16 protein-coding genes are annotated in these 15,042 nt (G+C 62.8%); 10 read left to right on the forward strand and 6 right to left on the reverse strand.

The features are described 5' to 3' along the window. Nucleotides 1-3 precede the first annotated feature (3 nt). From LB559_RS27885 to LB559_RS27905, 5 genes are read left to right on the forward strand one after another with little or no spacing between them, the layout of a single operon-like run. Nucleotides 4-561, forward strand: coding sequence for a TadE/TadG family type IV pilus assembly protein (locus tag LB559_RS27885; RefSeq protein ID WP_224675474.1), 558 nt, complete (start codon nucleotides 4-6; stop codon nucleotides 559-561). A gap of 41 nt (nucleotides 562-602) precedes the next feature. Next, on the forward strand, nucleotides 603-1,208 hold the full coding sequence (locus LB559_RS27890) for a TadE/TadG family type IV pilus assembly protein (RefSeq protein WP_224675475.1): 606 nt from the start codon (nucleotides 603-605) through the stop codon (nucleotides 1,206-1,208). Next, a complete protein-coding gene (locus LB559_RS27895; protein WP_224675476.1) occupies nucleotides 1,205-2,368 on the forward strand; it encodes a CpaE family protein in 1,164 nt (387 codons plus the stop codon). Before LB559_RS27890 ends, LB559_RS27895 begins: the two co-directional genes overlap by 4 nt. Continuing rightward, a complete protein-coding gene (locus tag LB559_RS27900) occupies nucleotides 2,352-2,942 on the forward strand; it encodes a L,D-transpeptidase (protein ID WP_224675477.1) in 591 nt (196 codons plus the stop codon). The genes LB559_RS27895 and LB559_RS27900 overlap by 17 nt, the downstream gene beginning before the upstream one ends. Continuing rightward, nucleotides 2,939-3,532 (forward strand): hypothetical protein, encoded by a 594-nt coding sequence (locus tag LB559_RS27905; protein ID WP_224675478.1) that lies wholly within the window; start codon nucleotides 2,939-2,941, stop codon nucleotides 3,530-3,532. Before LB559_RS27900 ends, LB559_RS27905 begins: the two co-directional genes overlap by 4 nt. A 39-nt stretch (nucleotides 3,533-3,571) precedes the next feature. On the opposite strand, the gene LB559_RS27910 is transcribed toward LB559_RS27905, so the two are convergent. From LB559_RS27910 to LB559_RS27935, 6 genes are all read right to left on the reverse strand, one after another. Further along, nucleotides 3,572-4,105 (reverse strand): hypothetical protein, encoded by a 534-nt coding sequence (locus LB559_RS27910; protein WP_224675479.1) that lies wholly within the window; start codon nucleotides 4,103-4,105, stop codon nucleotides 3,572-3,574. 60 nt (nucleotides 4,106-4,165) lie between these two features. Beyond that, entirely contained in the window at nucleotides 4,166-5,080 is a 915-nt protein-coding gene (locus tag LB559_RS27915) for a carbohydrate ABC transporter permease (RefSeq protein ID WP_064994612.1), read from the reverse strand. 111 nt (nucleotides 5,081-5,191) lie between these two features. Next, nucleotides 5,192-6,487 (reverse strand): ABC transporter substrate-binding protein, encoded by a 1,296-nt coding sequence (locus tag LB559_RS27920; protein ID WP_224675480.1) that lies wholly within the window; start codon nucleotides 6,485-6,487, stop codon nucleotides 5,192-5,194. A gap of 95 nt (nucleotides 6,488-6,582) precedes the next feature. Further along, nucleotides 6,583-7,404 carry a carbohydrate ABC transporter permease gene (locus LB559_RS27925; RefSeq protein WP_032808731.1) on the reverse strand — a complete coding sequence of 274 codons (822 nt, stop codon included), beginning with the start codon at nucleotides 7,402-7,404 and terminating at the stop codon, nucleotides 6,583-6,585. Between the two features lie 5 nt (nucleotides 7,405-7,409). After that, nucleotides 7,410-8,585, reverse strand: a complete 1,176-nt coding sequence (locus LB559_RS27930) for an ABC transporter ATP-binding protein (protein WP_224675481.1) — start codon at nucleotides 8,583-8,585, stop codon at nucleotides 7,410-7,412. 174 nt (nucleotides 8,586-8,759) lie between these two features. After that, the gene (locus LB559_RS27935) at nucleotides 8,760-9,560 is read right to left on the reverse strand and encodes an SDR family NAD(P)-dependent oxidoreductase (RefSeq protein WP_024502263.1); all 801 of its coding nucleotides are present in this window, start codon (nucleotides 9,558-9,560) and stop codon (nucleotides 8,760-8,762) included. 166 nt (nucleotides 9,561-9,726) lie between these two features. On the opposite strand from LB559_RS27935, the gene LB559_RS27940 reads away from it, so the two are divergent. The 5 genes from LB559_RS27940 to LB559_RS27960 all read left to right on the forward strand — a co-directional run bounded on the left by LB559_RS27940 (nucleotide 9,727) and on the right by LB559_RS27960 (nucleotide 15,042). Further along, nucleotides 9,727-10,587 (forward strand): DeoR/GlpR family DNA-binding transcription regulator, encoded by an 861-nt coding sequence (locus tag LB559_RS27940; protein ID WP_027162262.1) that lies wholly within the window; start codon nucleotides 9,727-9,729, stop codon nucleotides 10,585-10,587. A gap of 38 nt (nucleotides 10,588-10,625) precedes the next feature. Further along, a complete protein-coding gene (locus tag LB559_RS27945) occupies nucleotides 10,626-11,426 on the forward strand; it encodes a BtpA/SgcQ family protein (RefSeq protein WP_224675482.1) in 801 nt (266 codons plus the stop codon). A gap of 163 nt (nucleotides 11,427-11,589) precedes the next feature. Continuing rightward, on the forward strand, nucleotides 11,590-13,110 hold the full coding sequence (locus LB559_RS27950; RefSeq protein ID WP_224675483.1) for an FGGY-family carbohydrate kinase: 1,521 nt from the start codon (nucleotides 11,590-11,592) through the stop codon (nucleotides 13,108-13,110). Then, nucleotides 13,110-13,739: an HAD family hydrolase gene (locus tag LB559_RS27955; RefSeq protein WP_127369386.1), complete on the forward strand. Its 630-nt coding sequence runs from the start codon at nucleotides 13,110-13,112 to the stop codon at nucleotides 13,737-13,739. Before LB559_RS27950 ends, LB559_RS27955 begins: the two co-directional genes overlap by 1 nt. Nucleotides 13,740-14,154: 415 nt before the next feature. Beyond that, complete coding sequence (locus LB559_RS27960) at nucleotides 14,155-15,042, forward strand: sugar phosphate isomerase/epimerase family protein (RefSeq protein WP_024502258.1); 888 nt, start codon at nucleotides 14,155-14,157, stop codon at nucleotides 15,040-15,042.

The raw sequence follows: 15,042 nt of genomic DNA on the forward strand, positions 1-15,042 counted from the left end.
GCGATGTTTCTAAACGTCGTACGTCATCTAACGAAATTCCATCGAGACCAGCGTGGCGCGGTGCTTGTCGAAATGACACTCGTCGCACCGGTGATGCTGTTGCTGTCCGCTGGAGTATTCGAATTCGGCAATCTGATTCACGACAAGCTGCTGATGGAAGCGGGCCTGACCGACGCTGCCCGGTTCGGAGCTCGCTGCAATAGCCAATTGTACACCGATTATGCGAGTTCCGGTTTTTCGACGATCGACTGTGCCGATATTGCGACAAACATCGCGGTATATGGCACGGCTGCGCCGACTGTCGTGAATGGTGTGGTGACGACCAGCCCGCGCGTCAGTGGTTGGCAGAAAGCGAATGTGACGGTGACCATCGGTGCCAGCGGCTCTTGCCACGACGCTCTTGTTGCCGGCGTTACCCAATATCGATCGGTGACCCCCCAAGTGTGCATCGTCAGTGCGGCGGGGACCTATCCCTACAGCGGTGTCGGCATGTTGGCGCTTCTCAACATCGGTTCGATCACCCTGAGCGGCTTCCATCAGGAGCGGTTGATCCGGTTCTGATGATGATAAGGCGCTTCGCAAAATCACAGCACGGCGCGGCCATGATCGAGATGACCATCGTCGCGCCTCTGCTTTTTGCGCTGACGTTCGGCTTTGTCGATTTCGGTTACGCCCTCTACCAATGGAATGGCGCGACCAAGGCCGTCCAGATCGGCGCAAGGCTGGCCTCGATTTCCGATCCGGTGGTGCCGGCAACAGCGCTTGCCGCCGCAGCGCCGGTCTCGGTACCGGGCGCGCCGGTCGCGGCCGGCGCTTACGTTCCGTTCGTCTGCAAATATACCGGCAGCATCGGGGCCTGCAATGGCAGCACCGCCAACTTCGACGCCAATGCCTTCAGTCGCATCTTCAGGGGCGACACGGCCGTTACCAACAACGATGCATGCCCGGCGCCAACAGGAACTCAGCGGTCTGGCATGTGCCATTTCTTTCCGGGCCTCCTGCGAACCAATGTCGTCATTACCTATTCGGCGACAGGACTTGGATTTCAAACCAGGCTCAGCGGCCCTGTGCCGACCATCACAGTCAACCTGCAAAACCGGACTTTCCAGTTCTTCTTCCTTGGCGGACTGTTGGGGTTCGGCACTATCAACATGCCCTCGATGCTGAGCACGGTCACGGGCGAAGATTTGAAGAGTACCGCGTCATGAACGCCATCAACACCAAGGTGACGCCGACCAAGCGCAAGCAGGTGGCGCTGTTTTCGTCAGATCCACATTTCAAGCGCGATGTGGCGACGCGGCTCGATGCGCTGGCGATCTATGATGTCAGGGTTTCCGAGACGAGCGACTTCCTCAAGGGCCCGCCGGCCGACACGCGCCCTGGCATTGTCATCCTCGATCTCGGCGATGGCGAGCTGCTCGGCAGGCCCGGCATCGTCGAGGCGCGCGCGCTGTGGGCCAGCGTTCCGCTGATCGCGGTTTCCGACGAGCTGAGCTCGGAGCAGACGCGCGTTTTGGTGCGCATGAACGCCTCGGACTGGCTGCACAAGCCGCTCGACGGCAAGGAGCTGCTCAATGCGGTGACCTTCCACGACACCGGCAACCAGGGAACCAAAAGCCGGATCATCACCTTCATCGGCGCCAGCGGCGGCGCCGGCGCCACGACGCTGGCGCTGTCGGCGGCCGAATTCCTGGCTTCGAAATCAGCTGAGCGCGCGGCGTCCACCTGTCTCGTCGACCTGGATTTCCAGAGCGCCAATTGCGGCGCCTATCTCAATTTGTTCAACCAGTTCGACCTTGCCGGCATCATCGGCCAGCCGGAGCGGCTCGATGTCGAGCTGATGGACGTCATCAAGCTGTCGCGCCCGTCCGGCCTCACCCTCTACGCGTTCGAGCGGCCGCAGCTGCCGTTCGAGCCGCATGGCAGCGATTTCGTTTTCAGGCTGCTCGACCTCGTCGCCTACCGCTTCGACGACATCGTCATCGACCTGCCCAATCTGGAAACGCCCTGGCACAATTCCGTGCTGTCGACGAGCGACGAGATCTTCATCGTGTTCGAACTCAATGTCGCTTCGCTGCGGCAGGGCAAGCGGCTTTACAAGAAGATCCGCGAGCTGCGCGGCAATGCGGTCAGCATCACGCTGGTCGCCAACAAGCACAAGCGCAAATGGTTCGGGAACCATTTCTCGCGCAGCGAGCTCGAAAAGATCTTCAAGGCGCCGCACATCAAGTCGGTCGCGCTCGACAACGCGCTCCTGACCGATGCGCTGAACAGGGCCATCCCGCCTTCCGAAGTGGATGGGCGGGCGCGCTTCAACAAGGATCTGAAGCGGATGTTCAAAGAGCGGCTCGATGACGCTGCCCGGTAGATATCGGATCATCCCAAAGCTCGCCGGCGCCTGCGTGCTCGGCCTGGCGCTGGCGCTGTCCGTCCACGACTTCGCCGAAGCGCGATCGGCGCTTTCCGAGCGACCGCCGCTGCCGGCGATGGGACCCAGCCTGCGCAAAGCCGTTGCCTTCGCGACCGCAGAGCAGCCGGGCACGATCGTCATCCGCAAGGACGAGAAGGCGCTTTACCTGGTGACCCGCCAGGGTCAGGCGCTGCGCTATCAGATCAGCGTCGGGCGCGACGGGTTCGGCTGGACCGGCGTCGTCAAGGTCGGGGCGAAGACCGAATGGCCGGAGTGGCGCCCGCCGCAGGAAATGCGCGCCCGCCAGCCGGAGCTGCCGAAAATGGTGCCCGCCGGCCCCTACAATCCGCTCGGCGCAAGGGCGCTCTACCTGTCGCGGGACGGGCGCGACACGCTCTACCGCATACACGGCACCAACGACCCGTCGGGTGTCGGCTTCGACGGGACATCGGGCTGTTTTCGTCTCACCAACACGGATGTGATCGATCTTTTCAAACGCGTCGCGGTCGGCGCAAAGGTGGTGGTCCAATGACGATGATCAGCGAACCGGACATGCCGGCGATCGATATCGGAAACCAGGAACAGCGCGAACCGGCTGCCACCGGGAAACCCAGCAAGGCAAAGACGATCGGCGTCATCGTCGCCGGTGGCGCGCTTCTGATCACCGCGGTCAACATGGCGGCCGCGGTCTATCTCTATCGTGGCATGAGCGACCTGCGTTTCGTCGAGGCGCGACTGGAGCAGCTCGGCGCGTTCGAGCAGCGGATCGCAGCCCGGCTCGACACGGTCAACAACGGTTTTCAGAGCCGGTTCGAGAAACTGGACAGCCAGTTGCAAGGCAGCTTCAACGAGATCGATGCCAGCATTGCCCGGCTGAGGCAGACTATGCCGGTCGCCGGCGGCGAGGCCATGCCGGGTGCGGAAGAGCCATCCGAGATCGCTACCAGCACGCTGGCGCAAGCGCCCGAAGCCCTCGACGGCGAAAGCGCGAGCGAGCCCGGCGTCATCGAAGCGCCCGCACCCAGGAGGAGAATCGCCTCGGCGTCGCCCCCTGCCCCAAGCTCCAACTACCAGCGCATCCAGCAGCCCGACGGCAAGGTCTATTACCGCCGGATCAACTAGACTTCGGGCGTGGCTGAACGAAGGCCGCTTGGGCGAGATCTAAAGATCGCGCTGCAGCGCGAGGATGCGGATGGCCCGGACGGACCGCTCCCGCGCCTCGGTGAGAAAGGCGATGTGGCAGTAGGCACAGGCCACGAAGCCCAAAAGCAGCACCAAGCTATTCTTCAAGGTGAAATCGACGGCCAGCGAATAGGGAAGACCCTTGGGCGACGTGAATTCGGCAATCGTGCTTGCCGTTTCCGAATGGCTGCCGACCGCGATCATCAGCCCGGCGAAAATCAGGGCGATATGGTTGGCGAGGAAGAAGAAAGCCGACCGCTTGGCGTGGCACGCCATCCAGCAGACGATCGATGCGGCGGCAAGGATAGCGGCTTCGAAAGCCATGGAACCGCCCAGCCAGACATCCACCTGCTGCCAAAGCACCGTCGACAAGGGGCGCAGTTCAAGCCATAGCCACCATGCGGTGGGGCTGGCTGGATAGATGCCCAGCAACAAGGTCGCCATGCGCTCCCCTGCCAGGACCGCCAGAATGAGAAACGGAAAGGCGAAAAGCAGAAGCGGCTGGCGTTTCATGTTCCCTCGACAATCTGCAGGCCAGGATAGACCGCATAGATTGCTCAAGGCTTAACAGCCCTACTTCCGGCCCTCTCCCGATTGCGAGCGTTCGAGGACGGCGAAGAAGATCACGGTGAGCAGAAGCACGATCAGCAGCAGCACGAACGCGGCTGCCGCGCCTTCGTTGAGCGAAAGGCCGAGAAAGGCACGGCGATAGGCAAAGAAGCTCAGCACTTCGGTCGCGTTGCCTGGCCCGCCCTTGGTCAGGACATAGGGCAGATCGTAGGTCCGGAATTCGTTGATCAGCTGGATGATGATGGTGATCGCCGCGACCGGCCGAAGCATCGGCAGCGTGATGTAGAAGAATTGCTGCCAGCCGCGCGCGCCGTCCACTTCAGCAGCCTCATAGGGATCGCGCGGCAAAGCGGCGAGTCCCGCGGCGAGGATCAGCACGACGAAGGACATTTGCTGCCAGATGTCGATCGCCGCCATCGTCCAGAGTGCCATGCCTGGCGTGCCTAGCCAGTCGAGGCGCGGCAGGCCTGATATCTCCATGAGATGATTGGCGATGCCGAGATTGGGCTGGAGCAGCATGCGCCAGATCAGGGCGACGCTGATCGGCGACATCGCCATGGGAATGGTCAGAACCGCGAAATAGACCGGCTTCATCCGGACCGTCCGGTTGAGCATCAGGGCAATGCCGAGCCCGATCACGAATTCGCCGACCACGGTCACCGCCGAATAGCGCACGGTGAGCCAGAGCGCGTTCCAGAACAGCTCATCGCCGATCATCGAAGCGAAATTCTTGAACCCGACAAGCGGCAGGAGCTGCGGCTTGATCAAGGTCATCGAGGAGATCGAGAGGATGCAGGCATAGGCCAGGGGAAAGCCCATCACGATCGCCAGCAGCAGCAGGCCGGGCAAGGCGAAGGCCCAGCCGGTCCGCCACTCGCGGCCACGGGCAGCCCATCCTTTTTTGATCGCATTGTGCATCGTGGCCGAGCCTTGGTCGGGGTGGCGTTGCTGATCTCGTCAAGATCCGGGGTCTGGAAGATCCGGCGCGGCTGACACCGCCGCGCCGGGTCTCCTTGCCGAGCCGGACCGTTATTTGTCGAGGAGCCCCTGCAGGCCGTCGGAAGCCGCCTTCAGCGCCGCGTCCGATGTCGCCTGGCCGCCAGCCGCCAGCGAAAGCTGGGTACCGAGCAGATCCTCGTATTGCGCCGAATAGGTGAAGATCGGGAACGACTTGCCGGTCGCCACCACATCCTGGGCGGTCTTGTAGAAGGGATATTTCGCCAGCACCGCCGCATCGGCATAGACATCGCTGCGCACGGGCGCGTGGCCCTCGAGCGCGCGCTTCACCGAAACATCCTTGCTCTGCACCCACTGGATGAAGGTCCAGGCGGCTTCCTGCTCTTCCGGCGACGTGTTCTTGGGAATGCCCCAGCCCCAGCCGCCGCTCTCGCCATGGCCGCCCGGCATCACCGACAGGCCGACCTTGCCGGCGACCGTCGGACACTTCACGGCATCGTCCATCTGCGGCAGCATCCACCAATAGGTGACCATGCTGAAGGCGGAACCGCTGCACATCAGACGCATGGTGTCGTCGAGCGTGGCCGACACGGCACCCTGCTGGGCGCCGTGCTGGATGTTGTCGACATAGAGATCGAGCGCCTTCTTGGCCTCTGCCGTGTCGAGGTTCGCCTTGCCGTCGGCATTGAGATAGCTGCCGCCGGCGGAGAACAGGTAGTTGGAGAATTCCATGCTGTTGGGATCGCCGCGCTGGCCCTGCATCGCGGCTCCGGCGACGCCGGCATTGGCCTTCATGAATTTGGAAATCGCCACATAGTCTTCGAGCGTCGTCGGCAAAGCGAGCTCCTTGCCGGTTGCCGTCTTGTAGGCGGCCTTGAGCTTCTCGTCGCCGATCAGGTCCTTCCGGTAGAGGAGGCCCATCGAGTAGTTGTACATGGGCACCAGGAACAGCTGGTCCTTGGTTCGGCCGAGCAGGTCAAGCGTCGAGGGAATGAAGGGGCTCAGATCGTATTTGGATTTCTCGACGAAGGGTTTCAGGTCGGCCAGCCAGCCGGCCGCCGGAAATTCGCCGGCCCACAGGAAGTCGACCTCGAGCACATTGTAGTAGCTCTGCGGCGCGGTCAGCTGCGACACCAGCTTGTCGTGCATGTCAGGATAGCCGATCTTCTCAAACTCGACCTTGATGCCGGTCTGCTTCTCGAATTCGGGCAACAGCGCTTCAATGATCTTGGTTTCCGGCACGTCCTCCATCAAGGCGTGCAAGGTGATGGGCTCAGCCGCCCTGGCCGGAAGCGATGCGCCGACAACAGCTGCCCCGCTCACGGCCGTCATCAGCATTTTGATCAAGGTCTGCTTGTTCCAAGTCATAACTCTCTACTCCTCTTTCCCTCTGGACGCGGCGGTGATCCCGCCACGATTTCATAACCGGCTAGCGAGCCATGTCGGCTCTCGGAGCGGCCGGCCTATTTCACGCTGCCGAACGTCAAGCCCTGGACGATGAAACGCTGGATGAAGCGGGAAGCCACGACCAGCGGCAGGATGGCAAGGACGACGCCGGCAGAAACCTTGGCGATCTGGACGCCGTTCGAGGTCTGCAACGCCGCAAGCGCAACCGGTATGGTTGCCGTCTTCGGCCCGCTCAAAACCAGGGCAAACAAAAACTCATTCCACGCCAGGATGAAGCCGAGCACGCCGGCGGCCGCGATACCGGGCATCGACACCGGCAGGACAATACGCCAGAAGGCGCCCCAGGCGGTCGCGCCGTCGGTCATCGCCGCCCATTCCAGATCCACTGGAATGCCCTCGAAGAAGCCCATCAGGATCCAGGTCAGGAAAGGCAGGTTGAGCGCGGCATAGACGATGATCAGCCCCGTCAGCGAATTGCTGAGCTCCAGGCTTCGGAACAGCGTGAAGGTCGGCAGCACCAGCGCCACGGGCGGCAACATCTGCGTCGCCAGAACGGCAAAACGCGCCCAACGACCGCCCGTGCGGAAGCGGGCGAAGGCATAGCCGGTGGTGGCGGCAAAAGGCAATGCGAGCAGAACCGAGCCGAGCGCGACGATCAGGCTGTTGAGGTACGACTGACCGAAGCGGCTCGACAGCAGCGCCGAATAATTGTCCGTCGTAAAGGCCGGCATCAGCTCGTTGCTGTAGGACAACTGCTCGGGGACGAAGCTTGTCCGCAGCACCCAGAGCGGTGGCAGCAGCACGATGGCGCAGACGACAATCAGCCCGAAATGCAAGCCGAAGCGGCGACGAAAGGCCGGCCGTTCGTTTCTGTCCATGCTGGTCATCGCGTGGCCCCCATGAGGCTCGGCCGCGCGATGACCAGTTCGGTTTCGGGATCAAAGAGGTGCATCGGCAGCGGGTCGATGTAGAGTTCGACCATCGAGCCGACGGGCGCCGTGAAATAACGGCTGAGGCGGGCGGCGATCTCCAACGGCTTGTCGCCCCCCGCGGGGTGAGCATCATCCCTGCCGGTGGCGTGACCGGCAATCTGGCCGATCAGGACGTTCTCGGCGCCGAGAGCCTCGACGGCCACGACCCGTACGGCAACCTTCTGCCAGTCCGGCTTGTCGGGGCTTTCGTGGAAATCCTCGGCTCGCACGCCCAGAATGACGCGGCGCCCGACACGCTCGCCATAGGCGGCGCGGTGGCGGGCGGGGACGGCAAGCACGGCACCGCTGTCGGTCAGGACGGAGAGCCCTTCGCCAGGTGCGGCCTGAAGCGTGGCCGGAATGAGGTTCATCGGCGGCGTCGCCAGGAAGCGTGCGACGAAGGTGTTGACCGGGTCGGCATAGACTTCAAGCGGCCGGCCGGCCTGAATCAGGCGACCATCGCGCATGATGCATATGCGATCGCCCATGGTCATCGCCTCGACCTGGTCGTGGGTGACATGGACGATGGTGCGGCCGAGGCGCCGGTGCAGCTTCACGAGTTCGAGCCGCATCTCGGCACGCAGTTGCGCATCGAGATTGGACAGCGGTTCGTCAAGCAGGAAGGCCGCCGGTTCGCGAACGATCGCCCGGCCGAGCGCGACACGCTGCCGCTGGCCACCCGAAAGCGCTGCCGGCTTGCGGCCGAGAAGGTTCTGCAGACCGAGCAGGTTAGCGGCGTCTGCAATCTTGGCATCGATGACCGCCGCGTCGGTGCCGCGCATCTTCAGCCCGAAGGCCATATTCTGCCGCACCGACATGTGCGGATAGAGCGCGTAGCTCTGGAACACCACGGCGACGTTTCGGTCGCGCGGCGCGACATTGGCGACGCTCTTGCCACCGATGCGAAGATCGCCGGAGGAGATACTCTCCAGGCCGGCAATCATCCGCAGCGTCGTCGACTTGCCGCATCCCGACGGACCGAGAAAGATCACGAATTCACCATCGGGAATGGTGAGATCGACCTCATGCACCCCGTAATTGCCATTGCCGTAGAGCTTGGAAACGCGATCGAGCTCGATAGACGCCATAGACTTTCCTCATGAACCCGTCTGACCCGGCTGACGCCGAAGGCCGAAGTCGAGCGAACGGTCATCTTAGAGAACAAAATATAACATTAAAAGCCTAACTTCTGATCATATGTGTTCACTTTTTTGGATAGGCGCGTGCCCGCATCAGCATCCGGCTACAGCCGCCGAAAGCCGTCAGGTCATGTAGACGCCGCCGGTCACGTTGACGCCCTGGCCGGTCATGAAGCGGGCTTGATCCGAGCAGAGGAACACGACGACGTCGGCGACATCCTCCGGCAGCTCGAGCCGGCCGAGCGGCGTCTGCGCGATATAGTCGGCGACCACCCGTTCGGGCGTGACTTGCCGCAGATGCGCCTCCCATTCGACTTCGCGCGACTGCATGCCGGTCTTGACGAACCCGGGACAGACGGCATTGACGCGTATCCCCTTGGGCGCGAGCTCGCGGGCAAAGGCCTGCGTCCAGCCGAGCACGGCGAACTTGGATGCCGAATAATGCGCCAGGAGCGGCGCACCGACCTTCGCGGCAAGCGAGGCGGTGTTGACGATGCAACCCGTGCCTTGCTTGACAAAATGCCGTCCAGCGATCTGATTTGCCAGGAATACACCGCGGGCATTGACCGAAAAGTTGAAGTCCCACTCCTCATCGGTCAGATCGAGCGCGTGCTGCATGGTGGACACGCCGGCATTGGCGATCAGGATGTCGCAGCCGCCAAGCGCTTCCAGTACGGTGGAGAAGGCCGCCTCGACGGAATCGCGGCGGCGGACATCGACCGTGACGGCGGCGGCACCGCCACCAATTTCCTCAGCCGCCTGACGTGCCGCCTTGGGATCCAGATCGCCGATCGCCACGGCGACGCCCTGCCGCGTCAGGGCGGTCGCGATCGCCCGGCCGATCCCCGCGCCACCGCCCGTCACGAAGGCTCGCTTGCCCGCGAGTTCGGCAAGCACGGGAGGCGTGACGGAGACAGCCGGCATGGTCGTATTCTCTCTGCTTGATGGCGGAACGCATTTTGTTGATATCGAGATGCATACCAATAAAATCGAACACTGCAAACATATTTTTGTTTGAAAATGTTCGATCATGCGATAGTGTGAAGATCAGCAGACCGCTTCGTCGGCGGCTTACCCACCGGATACATCGATGGCAGACGACACCACCCTTCCTGAGACATCGCCGCATGGCGCACCGCGCGACGCCGATCGTCAGCGCCTTCTCGCGCACGACCGGCAGGCACGCATCCTGGCTTTGCTGCGCCGGACGGGGTCGCTCACCGTCGCCGCGGCAGCGGCCGAACTTGCCGTTTCCGACATGACGATCCGCCGCGATCTCGTCGAACTGGAACGCGAGGGTAGGCTGGTCCGAATCCATGGCGGCGCGATCGAGGCCGACAACCCGCCGCTGGTCGCCATGGACAGCGAAGAGCCGAGTTTCGATTCGCGCTTGCGCCAGCGCCGCGACCCGAAGGCCGCGATTGCCACGGCCGCGGCCGCGCTGGTTTCGGGATACCGCACGATCGCATTGGATGTCGGCACCACCACCTATCTGATGGCCGAGCACCTCAGGGACCTTCCGCACGCCAAGGTGTTCACCAACAGTCTCAGGATCGCGGCGGCGCTGAATGGCGGTGTGCCCGAAGTCTATGTTGCCGGCGGCCGCGTACGGGCCGACGAGATGTCGACCGGCGGGCCTGCGGCCATCGCCCAGTTCGAGGCGCTATGGTTCGATGTCGCCGTGATCGGCGTCTCCGGTATCACAGCGGACGGCCTCTTCGATTATTCCTTCGATGATACCGATATGAAGCGCGCCTATCTGAGGCGGTCAGGCACCAAGATCGTCCTGTGCGATTCCGCCAAATTCCTGCGCATGTCGCTGGTGCGGATAGCGCCACTGTCGGACATCGACATCCTCATCACCGATGCCGAGCCGCCGGCCAAGATCGTCGCGGCGCTCGCCGCGGCCAAGGTCGACCTGCGCATCGCGCCGCCACTGACGCGCGACTGAGGCGCGCCATTTCACTTTATCCCCAAGGAGAAGACTCGATGGTATTTGAATTTTTCGGCGACAAGAAGAAGGCTGTCATCTCGATGGCACATATCGGTGCCCTGCCGGGAACGCCCCTCTATGATTCCGATGGCGGCCTCGACAAGCTGATCGATGGCGTACTCTCCGACATCCGCAAGCTGCAGAACGGCGGCGTCGATGCCATCATGTTCGGCAACGAGAACGACCGCCCCTATGTCTTCAAGGCGCCGCCCGAAGGCATTGCCGCCATGACTGCCATCGTCCAGGCGGTGAAGCCCGAGCTGAAAGTGCCGTTTGGCGTCAACTATCTCTGGGATCCGACTGCCAGCGTCGCGATCGGAGCCGCCACCGGAGCCCGTTTCGTGCGCGAGATCTTCACCGGCCTGTTCGCTTCCGATATGGGCTTGTGGGAGCCCGATTGCGCCGCCGCCTCGCGCCTGCGGCACAACCTTGGTCGCGACGACATGAAGCTTCTCTTCAACATCAATGCCGAGTTCGCACACTCGCTCGACCAGCGCCCGATTGAATTGCGTGCCAAGAGCGCGGTGTTCTCGTCGATGGCAGACGCGATCCTCGTCTCCGGTCCGATCACCGGCCAGCCGGCCGACCAGTCCCACCTGCGCAGCGTCTGCGAGACGATCAAGGACGTGCCGGTCTTCGCCAACACCGGCGTGAACATCGACAATGTCCGCGACGTCCTTTCGCTGGCAAGCGGCGTCGTGATCGGGACCCATTTCAAGATCGGTGGCAATACCTGGAACGCCGTCGACGGCGATCGGGTCAAGCGCTTCATGGATGTTGTCGCCACTTTGCGCTGAGGACGGCTTCCACGGCGATGCCGGCCATCGCGCCGGCTCGCGGTGATCATATCGATCGTTGCAGGCCGGCGTCCGGAATGATCGACTGGTATCGAGCAGTGCGACACAACGAGGCAGACAGGTTTCGCCCGCCTGCCCTTCCCAGCATTTCAATGGATTCGACATGGCGTTCGTTCTCGGTCTCGATATCGGCACCACCTCGACGATCGGCATCCTGATCCGGCTTCCCGATCAGGTGCTGGGCCTCGCCTCGCGCCCCGTCACGCTGCATTCCGAGCATGCGGGCTGGGCCGAGGAAGATCCCGCGCAATGGTGGACCAATGTCCGCGGCATCGTGCAGGAGTTGCTCAGGACCAGCGGCATCAAGGCCGAGGAAATCGTGGCGGTCGGCACCACCGGCATGCTGCCGGCGGTCGTTCTTCTGAACGAGAAGGGCGAAGTGCTGCGGCCGAGCATCCAGCAGAGCGACGGCCGCTGTGGCGCCGAAGTGGCCGAACTGCGGACCGAATGCGATGAGACGGCTTTCATCGCCAAGGCCGGCAACGGCATCAACCAACAGCTCGTCACCGCAAAGCTGCGCTGGATTGAGCGTCACGAGCCGGAGGTGTTCAGCCGCATCGCCACCGTTTTCGGCTCCTACGATTATATCAACTGGCGCCTCACCGGCGAACGTGCGGTCGAGCAGAACTGGGCGCTGGAGGCCGGCTTCGTCGACGTTTCGACGCACCGGATCGACGACGATCTGGTGGCGCTCGCGCACATACCGCGCTCGGCCGTGCCACGAAAGATCGCCTCGCATGAGATCCTCGGTTCCGTCTCGGCGAAGGCCGCCGATGAGACCGGCCTGATGGCGGGGACACCGGTCGTCGGCGGTGCAGCCGACATGATCGCCTCCGCGCTTGGCGCCGGCGTCGCCAAGCCGGGCGATGTCCTCCTGAAATTCGGCGGCTCGGTCGATATCCTGATCGCTACCGATCAGATCAAGCCCGATCCGCGCATGTATCTCGATTATCACCTGGTGCCGGGCCTGTTCATGCCCAATGGCTGCATGTCGACAGGCGGCTCCGCCCTCAACTGGTTCGTACGCAATTTCGCCGGCGGCGAGATGGCCGCGGCACAGGCCGAGGGTATTTCCGTACACCAGCGGCTCGATGCGCTGGCGGCAGAGCGTCCCGCCGGTGCCGACGGCCTCATCATCCTGCCCTATTTCCTTGGCGAGAAGACGCCGATCCATGATCCAGCGGCCCGTGGCGTGATCGACGGCCTGACGCTGTCGCACGATATCGGCCATGTCTGGCGCGCTTTGCTCGAGGCCTATGCCTTTGCCATCGCGCATCATGTCGAGGTGCTCAACGACATGGGCCATCGGACCGAGCGCTATCTCGCCTCCGACGGCGGCTCAAGCAGCAAGGTCTGGATGCAGATTGTCGCGGATGTCTTGCAAAAGCCGGTCCAACGCCTGACCGGGCACCCCGGTTCTTGCATCGGCGCTGCCTGGACGGCGGCGATCGGCGTCGGCCTGACCGACGACTGGTCGGGCGTTTCCGGTTTCGTCAGCTTCGCCGACCGGCTCGATCCCGACCCGCGCAAGGCCGACATCTACCGCGAGGGTTATCGCCGCTATCGCGATCTCTATGCACGCCTATCGGCTCCTGGCGCGACCAAAGCGGGATCGCCATCGTGATGTATCGCGCCGTCGCCTGGGACATCGACGGAACGCTGATCGACAGCGAGCCGTTGCATCATCAATCTCTCCTCGCCGGCTGCCGCAACTGGAACGTCGATCTTGACGACCTGCCCGACCAGGCCTTTCGCGGCATCCATATGGGCGACGTCTGGACAATGCTGCGTCCGCGCCTCCCAGTCGGGCTTGACCAGGCGGAGTGGCTCGCCGCCATCAATGCCCACTACGTCGCCAACCGGGCGGACGCCATCCCGATCCCCGAGGCGGTCGAGACGATCCGGACCCTGGCTGACCGCGGCATCCCGCAGGTCTGCGTGTCAAATTCCGGCCGGCAAGTCGTCAATGCCAATCTCGATGCGCTCGGCGTGCTCGACCATATGAGCCTCACAATCAGCCTCGACGACGTTACGGTCGGCAAACCCGACCCAACGCCCTATCGCGAGGCCTGCCGGCAGCTCGCCATAGCTCCGGGATCCGTCGTCGCTGTGGAAGACAGCCGCACCGGCACCAAGGCCGCACGGGCCGCCGGTCTGTTCGTGGTTGGCTATCTCCCCAGCGGCGGCCCGCTCAGCGACATCGATCTCAGTGCCAACCGTCTGTCGTCGATCCTGGACCTGTTTCCCGGCTGAGGGTTTTCGCGTCGCCGCGTCCGGGTGCGCGCTTGGGCAAGCCGGAGGATCGGGCGTCCGCCGGCTGGTCCCAAGCGAATGCCTTGGCAGGAACTGACGAACGTTGGACCGGGTTCTGCTCGTTCCGCATTCGCCTTGCATCTCGCCGAGCGACGGTCCATGCCGCTCGGTCTGCGCAAGTGATGGGATATTTGTTGTCAAAAGCTGCATATCCCGTTTCTCGCATGGGTCAGAGAAAATTTTCTCGCACCTCCATGATGCCCCTCAACTGTCTGTTTTTCCGCATTTTTTTAATCCGGCATGATTGGCTCGCGCCGACCAATGCCAGAATTCCTCTTGCGCCGAAGCTGAATTTTAGGCATTCAGGATCAAGTTTGTATCTTTAACATGCAAACTTAATCATCGGAGGATCTGAATGCGGCGTCTTGGTATCCATTCATTTGTCTGGACAAACGGCCTGACCCAGGAGGGCCTGGAAATGGCGCTCGCCAAGTCGGCGGAGCATGGTTACCGGCTGATCGAGTTCGCTTATCTGCGGCCCGAGAAATTCGACCTCGACCGCCTGGCGAAGCAAGCCAAGGAACTGGACATCGAGATCGTGGTCACCATGGGCCTGTCGGCGGATGCGGACGTCTCGAGCGAGGACAAGGCCGTGGTCACCAAGGGAAAGGCGCTCTTGTCCGACGCGGTCAAGGCGGTCCGCGACATCGGCGGCATCCGATTGGGCGGCATTCTCTATTCGATGCACGGCAAGTATGACGGGCTGCCCACGCGAACCGGCTGGATGAACAGCGCCGACGCCATCGCCGCGACAGCCGAGGTGGCCAGGGATAGCGGCGTGCAGATCGTTCTGGAAGTGGTGAACCGCTTCGAGTCCAACCTCTTGAACACGACCGCGCAAGGCCTGAAGTTCATCAAGGACACCGGCCGCGACGACGTCTTCCTGCATCTCGACACGTTCCACATGAACATCGAGGAGGCGAGCCAGGCCGAGGCGATCCGTCTGGCTGGGGACAAGCTCGGTTATTTCCACTTCAACGAGAACTACCGCGGCTATCTCGGCACCGGTACGATCGATTTCGCGAGCATCTTTTCCGCGCTGGTGGACATTGGCTTCCACAATCGCGACGTCACCTTCGAGAGCTTCTCCAGCGCCATCGTCGATGAAGCCCTGTCGCGTGTGTGCGGCATCTGGCGCGACACCTGGACCGACAACAATCCGCTCGCCGCGCATGCCAAGGCTTTCATCGAAAGCCGTTGGGAAGAAGCCGTGCGCCGGGCCGAGATCAACAAGGCTGCCTGA

Source organism: Mesorhizobium sp. BR1-1-3, from assembly GCF_020165455.1.
Classification (GTDB): Bacteria; Pseudomonadota; Alphaproteobacteria; order Rhizobiales; family Rhizobiaceae; genus Mesorhizobium; species Mesorhizobium ciceri.

Coding starts and splice junctions, on each gene's coding strand:
- LB559_RS27935 (WP_024502263.1), bottom strand. CDS start 9,560: ATGCCGGCTGTCTCCGTCACGCCTCCCGTGCTTGCCGAACTCGCGGGC.
- LB559_RS27950 (WP_224675483.1), top strand. CDS start 11,590: ATGGCGTTCGTTCTCGGTCTCGATATCGGCACCACCTCGACGATCGGC.
- LB559_RS27960 (WP_024502258.1), top strand. CDS start 14,155: ATGCGGCGTCTTGGTATCCATTCATTTGTCTGGACAAACGGCCTGACC.
- LB559_RS27890 (WP_224675475.1), top strand. CDS start 603: ATGATCGAGATGACCATCGTCGCGCCTCTGCTTTTTGCGCTGACGTTC.
- LB559_RS27955 (WP_127369386.1), top strand. CDS start 13,110: ATGTATCGCGCCGTCGCCTGGGACATCGACGGAACGCTGATCGACAGC.
- LB559_RS27900 (WP_224675477.1), top strand. CDS start 2,352: ATGACGCTGCCCGGTAGATATCGGATCATCCCAAAGCTCGCCGGCGCC.
- LB559_RS27945 (WP_224675482.1), top strand. CDS start 10,626: ATGGTATTTGAATTTTTCGGCGACAAGAAGAAGGCTGTCATCTCGATG.
- LB559_RS27885 (WP_224675474.1), top strand. CDS start 4: ATGTTTCTAAACGTCGTACGTCATCTAACGAAATTCCATCGAGACCAG.
- LB559_RS27895 (WP_224675476.1), top strand. CDS start 1,205: ATGAACGCCATCAACACCAAGGTGACGCCGACCAAGCGCAAGCAGGTG.
- LB559_RS27940 (WP_027162262.1), top strand. CDS start 9,727: ATGGCAGACGACACCACCCTTCCTGAGACATCGCCGCATGGCGCACCG.
- LB559_RS27930 (WP_224675481.1), bottom strand. CDS start 8,585: ATGGCGTCTATCGAGCTCGATCGCGTTTCCAAGCTCTACGGCAATGGC.
- LB559_RS27905 (WP_224675478.1), top strand. CDS start 2,939: ATGACGATGATCAGCGAACCGGACATGCCGGCGATCGATATCGGAAAC.
- LB559_RS27925 (WP_032808731.1), bottom strand. CDS start 7,404: ATGGACAGAAACGAACGGCCGGCCTTTCGTCGCCGCTTCGGCTTGCAT.
- LB559_RS27920 (WP_224675480.1), bottom strand. CDS start 6,487: ATGACTTGGAACAAGCAGACCTTGATCAAAATGCTGATGACGGCCGTG.
- LB559_RS27915 (WP_064994612.1), bottom strand. CDS start 5,080: ATGCACAATGCGATCAAAAAAGGATGGGCTGCCCGTGGCCGCGAGTGG.
- LB559_RS27910 (WP_224675479.1), bottom strand. CDS start 4,105: ATGAAACGCCAGCCGCTTCTGCTTTTCGCCTTTCCGTTTCTCATTCTG.